This is a genomic window from Flavobacterium sp. CLA17 (assembly GCF_013112255.2).
Lineage (GTDB): Bacteria > Bacteroidota > Bacteroidia > Flavobacteriales > Flavobacteriaceae > Flavobacterium > Flavobacterium circumlabens.
The window spans coordinates 250,825-257,307 of record NZ_CP068294.1; the positions used below are offsets into that span (position 1 = coordinate 250,825).

The 6,483-nt window shown below is 40.5% G+C and carries 3 protein-coding genes; all 3 read left to right on the top strand.

The annotated features are described in order from the left end of the window. Window positions 1-78: 78 nt before the first annotated feature. From HAV12_RS01110 to HAV12_RS01120, 3 genes are read left to right on the top strand one after another with little or no spacing between them, the layout of a single operon-like run. Window positions 79-492: a hypothetical protein gene (locus HAV12_RS01110; protein ID WP_171568101.1), complete on the top strand. Its 414-nt coding sequence runs from the start codon at window positions 79-81 to the stop codon at window positions 490-492. Continuing rightward, window positions 489-1,949, top strand: coding sequence for a gliding motility protein SprC (sprC, locus tag HAV12_RS01115; protein ID WP_171568102.1), 1,461 nt, complete (start codon window positions 489-491; stop codon window positions 1,947-1,949). The genes HAV12_RS01110 and sprC overlap by 4 nt, the downstream gene beginning before the upstream one ends. Before the next feature lies 1 nt (window position 1,950). After that, window positions 1,951-6,465 carry a type IX secretion system membrane protein PorP/SprF gene (locus tag HAV12_RS01120; protein WP_171568103.1) on the top strand — a complete coding sequence of 1,505 codons (4,515 nt, stop codon included), beginning with the start codon at window positions 1,951-1,953 and terminating at the stop codon, window positions 6,463-6,465. Window positions 6,466-6,483: the final 18 nt, after the last annotated feature.

Consider the following 6,483-nt stretch of genomic DNA (forward strand, 5'->3'; position numbering starts at 1 on the left):
GCGTAAATTTTATTAATAAAGTCCCCAGACACAATTTATGTATTCGTCTTAAACCGGACAAATAAAGATCAAAACAGAATGACACCAACGATAAAAAAATATTTTATTAGTATAATATTTTTGGCTTCGCCGGTAACATTAAGTCTATATGCACAAAGTACAATAGAAAAGCCTGCTTTTTCTGTTACAACTTCTTGTAAATCGACTTCGTGTACCCTGAACCAAAAGAATGATATAGCTGATGTACGTATCGGCGAATTAGATAATTCTAATCAGTTTATAGCAGGGCTATCCATCCCCAAGGATAGCCTTACTATGGCAACTGATCTGGCTTGTCAGACGACTTCTAAATGCTATGAATCAGCCATTACAGGTTCTTATTCAGTTCTCGCAAAAGACATAATTGAGAACTATAAATACGATTTTTCAGAGACATTTATTGATATTTTGTTTTTTGAAAATATAGACTTAGCCCGAAAACGTACTATATGATTCAAAAAACTACTTTAACTTTTACCAAATTTTTTCTTTTATTTGGCATTTTTTTATTTGCTGGATCTAGTTTATACGCCCAAAAAGTAACACCTGAAATTCTTGCTTTCGACAGAATTTGTGCCGGTATTACCAGTCAGACGTACAAGGCTACATTTACCTATAGCAGCTTCCCGGCGGGTACTACATTTGTGGTTGAACTTTCAGATAAAACAGGAAGTTTTACTACACCTACGCCTGTTACAGGAACGCCTGTAGATGATGCACCGGATAAACAGACCATCACTTTTTCGATTCCCCCAAACATTGTGGGATCGGATACCTATGCCTTAAGAGTTAAAAGTTCAGGAGGATATGTAAGCCCTACATTTTTCTCTTCAACAGCAAAAAAGTTATTTCCTATTTATTATAAAATACACGATAAACAATACACCATTAATAATTTTAATGGCTCGGCTACTTTCTGTTCAGGTGGTAGTTATGTATTGTCTATAGATCCTGATTCTACAAATCCGGAAAATGATTCACCCTTAAAATATCCTTCATTATCTTATAACTGGTACAAGGATAATGGTGCTACAACACCACCAACGCTTATGGCGGGTAATTTAGGGCCTAATTATACAGCTACTGCAGCAGGTACATATTATGTCGAAACGAATTATGGAAGCTGTACTTCTCTTTCTTATTCCAATAGAGTTGTGCTAACTTCTTCCGGTGCAGGTTCTGCTGTTACGGTAACTTCAAGTTTAGGAAATCCTTTTTGTGCTGACGGAGTCGGTACCGTATTAACTGCTACGGCAGGAAATAGTTATGTTTGGAAAAAAGATAATACCGTTATTCCAGGTGCAACAACACGTAGTATCAATGCAAATGAATCCGGAGTTTACAGTGTTGATGTAGATTTTGGCGGATGTATAGCTACAGGAAGTATAGATTTGCAAAGTACTAGTTTCTCTGCCAGTATTGACGTTGCAGATCAATATGAACTTAAAGACGGGGAGACCTTGAGCGTTTCGATTACAACAGATGCCACAAACCCAACATTCGAATGGTATTTAAATAACAATCTTATTCAGGGTGCGACTTCAGCAACTTATTTAGTAGCGGTACGAGGAAGCTACAGAGCAAAAGTTTCCGTGTCTTCGGGTTGTACCTCTACCAAAGAATTTTCGTTTAGAATTACTTCTGAACTGGATGCTGTTACATCAGTAATTCCAAACATAGTAAGTCTTAAAAATCCGTATTGGAATATCCCGGATATTTACAAAACGGCAAGTACAAAAGTTATCATATTAAGTTCAAACGGAGAAGTGATGTTTGACGATGTTGGAAGTAATTACGATCCCGAACTTAATACGTTTATAAAAGATTTTAAAAATGTTAATCCGGTATATTACTATGTCATTCAATCCGACACAGGTGAAAAAAAAGGATCAATCACTGTGATAAAATAATATGAAGAAAATTTTACTATTCATAACTTTATTTTACGGTTTTTCAAATGTACTCTATTCACAGGAAGTTCCTGAGGATGGAGTTGTTTCGTTTTCGTTACCTATCAGAAATTCATTAAAGTTTAATAGATATTTAATCAATCCAACATTTAGTTTCGTGCGCGAGCAAAATGCGTACATAAGTTTTTATAATAAAAGACAGTGGACGCAGTTCGAAAATGCACCAAACAGCTATTTATTTGGTTATTCAGGCCGTTTCAGAGAGAATGAAGCTTTTGCTTTTGGTTTGTTTCAACAGAATTACGGCTTAATGACGGTGTTTGGCGGAGTGGCTAACTTTGCGCATAATATCGTTTTACAGGAGGACAGTAATTTGACTTTTGGTCTGAATGTGGGCGCTTACAAAAGCAGTCTGGATAAGGGTAAAATCATATCGGATGATGCAAGTTTAAATGTTGACTATCCCGGAAACACTTTGCTTACAGTAAATCCGGGTATTAATTACGGTACTGCTTTCCTTGATTTCGGATTGTCTGTAAATAATTTAATCCTTTACAATTTTGGTTCAGGAGTAGTAAAAGAAGATCCGGAAAGAGCTATTGAATTGCATGCTATGTACACAGGTTACATAGATTCTTACGGTTTTTTCGACAGAAGTAAATTCTCCGGAATCGTTAAAACAGAAATCAAACAAGACAAAACCGTTATTTCGGGATTGGCTATGGTTGCAATTCCAAAAGGAGTTTGGGCACAGGCCGGATACAATACCTTATATGGAGTTTCAGCCGGACTTGGTGTTAATATTTCACCAAGCATTGCTATTGAATACAACTATGAAAGAGGAATGGGTAATTTCTCTAATTTAGGAGGTTCTCATGAATTCGCTATTGCTTACAAATTCAAGAATAAAAATTACTATTATGGTGATGACGAAGAAGGTTCCCTTATGGATCCTGCTAAAGCAAAACCGGTAATAGCTAAAAAGACGACTGCTGCTGCTCCCGTTACGAGAGTTAGCGGAGCTGAAAAAGCAAAGCTGGCTGCTGATGCCAAGGCAAAAGCAGATGCAGAAGCACAACAAGCAAGACTTGCAGCCGCCGAAAAAGTGAAGGCTGACGCCGAAGCTGCGGCAAGAGCAAGATTAGAAGCAGATTCAAAAGCTAAAGCAGATGCCGAAGCCTTAAAAATAAGACTGGCTGCAGATGCAAAAGCGAAAGCTGATGCTCAGGCTGCTGCGAGAATAAAATTAGCTGAAAGTAAAACTACAGCCAAACCTGCTACACCTCCAAAAACACAAGCACAATTAGCTGCAGATAAAGCGAAAGCCGATGCAGAAGCTGCTGCGAAAGCGAGATTAGCAGCTGCGAGAGCAAAAGCCGATGCTGAAGGTACAGCAAAACCAAAAACAGTAACACCTGCTGAGCCGCAAAAAACACCTGCACAATTGGCTGCCGATAAAGCGAAAGCCGATGCGGAAGCTGCTGCAAAAGCAAGACTTGCTGCGGATACAAAAGCGAAAGCCGATGCAGAAGCATTGAAAATAAAACTTGCTGCAGATGCTAAAACTAAAGCTGACGCCGCAGAGGCAAAACGTAAAGCCGATGCGAAAGCGAAAGCTGAAGCTGCAGATTTACAGTCGATCTTAGCCGCAGATGCCAAAGCGAAAGCTGATTCTGATGCACTTCAGGCCCGAATTGCTGCAGAAACGAAAGCAAAAGCTGCTGCTACAACAAAAACAAAAACAAGTATTGATGCAGCAAATAAAGCAAAACTTGCAGCGGATGCGAAAGCTAAAGCAGCAGAGGATGCGGCCCTGAAAGAGAAACTTGCTGCTGATGCCAAAACGAAAGCAGACGCAGAAGCAAGACAAGCAAGACTTGCAGCAGATGCAAAAGCAAAAGCGGATGCAGAAGCACTTAAAATAAAATTAGCGGCAGATGCTAAGGCAAAAGCCGATGCAGAAGCTTTACAGGCAAGATTAGCTGCGGAAGCCAAAACAAAAGCCGACGCAGAAGCGATACAAGCCAAATTAGCAGCGGATGCCAAAGCGAAAGCGGATGCAGAAGCACTACAGGCAAAATTAGTTGCAGATGCCAAAGCGAAAGCCGATGCAGAAGCTTTACAGGCAAGATTAGCTGCGGAAGCCAAAACAAAAGCCGACGCAGAAGCGATACAAGCCAAATTAGCAGCGGATGCCAAAGCGAAAGCGGATGCAGAAGCGCTACAGGCAAAATTAGTTGCTGATGCCAAAGCAAAAGCCGACGCAGAAGCCGACGCAGAAGCACTACAAGCGAAATTAGCAGCGGATGCCAAAGCGAAAGCCGATGCAGAAGCACTACAAGCAAAATTAGCAGCAGACGCCAAAGCGAAAGCCGATGCAGAAGCACTACAAGCAAAATTAGCAGCCGATGCCAAAGCGAAAGCCGATGCAGAAGCACTACAAGCAAAATTAGCAGCAGACGCCAAAGCGAAAGCCGATGCAGAAGCACTACAAGCAAAATTAGCAGCCGATGCCAAAGCGAAAGCCGATGCAGAAGCACTACAAGCAAAATTAGCAGCCGATGCCAAAGCGAAAGCAGATGCGGAAGCACTACAAGCGAAGTTAGTAGCCGATGCCAAAGCGAAAGCTGATATGGAAGCTTTACAAGCAAAATTAATTGCTGACGCAAGAGTAAAAGCGGATGCGGAAGCAACTGCAAAAAGACAAGCAGAAGCTGAAGCTCAAAAATTACAAGTAGCAGAGGAAGAGCGCCAGGCAAAACTAGCAGCCGATGCCAAAGCGAAAGCGGATGCAGAAGCCTTACAAGCAAAACTAGCAGCTGATGCCAAAGCGAAAGCAGATGCAGAAGCATTACAAGCAAAACTAGCAGCTGATGCCAAAGCGAAAGCCGATGCAGAAGCCTTACAAGCAAAACTAGCAGCCGATGCCAAAGCGAAAGCAGACGCAGAAGCCTTACAAGCAAAACTAGCAGCTGATGCCAAAGCGAAAGCAGATGCAGAAGCTTTACAAGCAAAACTAGCAGCCGATGCCAAAGCGAAAGCTGATGCAGAAGCCTTACAAGCGAAATTAGCAGCCGATGCCAAAGCGAAAGCAGATGCAGAAGCCTTACAAGCGAAATTAGCAGCCGATGCCAAAGCGAAAGCCGATGCAGAAGCCTTACAAGCAAAACTAGCAGCCGATGCCAAAGCGAAAGCAGATGCAGAAGCCTTACAAGCGAAATTAGCAGCCGATGCCAAAGCGAAAGCAGACGCAGAAGCATTGCAAGCAAAACTAGCTGCTGATGCCAAAGCGAAAGCTGATGGAGAAGCTTTACAAGCAAAACTAGCTGCTGATGCTAAAGCCAAAGCGGATGCAGAAGCCTTACAAGCTAAGTTAGCAGCCGATGCCAAAGCGAAAGCAGATGCAGAAGCTTTACAAGCAAAACTAGCAGCTGATGCTAAAGCCAAAGCGAATATGGAAGCTGAGCAGGCTAAGTTATTAGCAGATGCAAGAGCGAAAGCTGATGCAGAAGCAAATGAAAAATTAAAAGCGGAACAAGAAACAGAACAATTACGATTAGCAGAGGAAGCACGTGAAGCAAAATTATTAGCCGATGCCAAAGCAAAAGCCGATGCAGATGCTCTTGCAAGAACTGCTTCATTAGCTAAAGATGATACAGCAAAAGCAATCGATAATCTGGCACAATCACTAGATGCATCAGGAAAAGCGCAAAATGATTTATTAGCGCAGTTTAAAGCAACAGTAGCAAACAAACAAAAAGACCTGGATGATTTAAAAGAAGAGAACGACTTAAGTGATAAAGGTATTTATAAAGAACCAAAACCGTTCAAAAGTGTAGCTGCTGAAAACAGTCAGATTGAGGCTTTAAAATTACAGATGGCCGAAGCCAATAAAATTCAAAAAGATGAGATTGCGAAACTGACTAATTTATATAACGAAAGACTTAAAAAAGTACCAAATAAAAATGATGCTTTAAACAAAGCTTATCTGGAAAAAATAAATCAGTTGAAAGCGGCTCAGCTTAAAATGGAAGAAGACGGTGCAGCTTTACTTGCTAATTTAGAACGTATTAAAGCAGAAACTGAAATAGAGAAAAGACGTAGAATCAAGCAGGCAGCATACGAAAATGATCAGGGAAGATATGCACAGGATATAGCAGCTCTTAAACGTATTAAGGAAACGACTAAACCAAGTAGTACACCTTTAACGGCAAGTGATTTTGATTTTGGTGAAGACCAGTCAAATATGCAGATTATCAAGAATATTAAAAATTCTGAAAGTGGTTATTATTTGATTGTTGCGGTACACAGCAGCGTTGAAAAGAGAGATGAGTTCTTAACTAAGGCAGTTGCTGCGGGTGTTACGAATATTAATTTCTTCTATAATGTAACAACAAGTAAATATTACATCTATTACGATAAATTCGATGGATTATCTGAGGCTCAGGAAGCATTAGGAGCTAAAGGTAAAAAGCCATATAACGGGAAAATGGCTATCGTAAAAGTGGAGAATTAATACAATTAAGATTAAAGA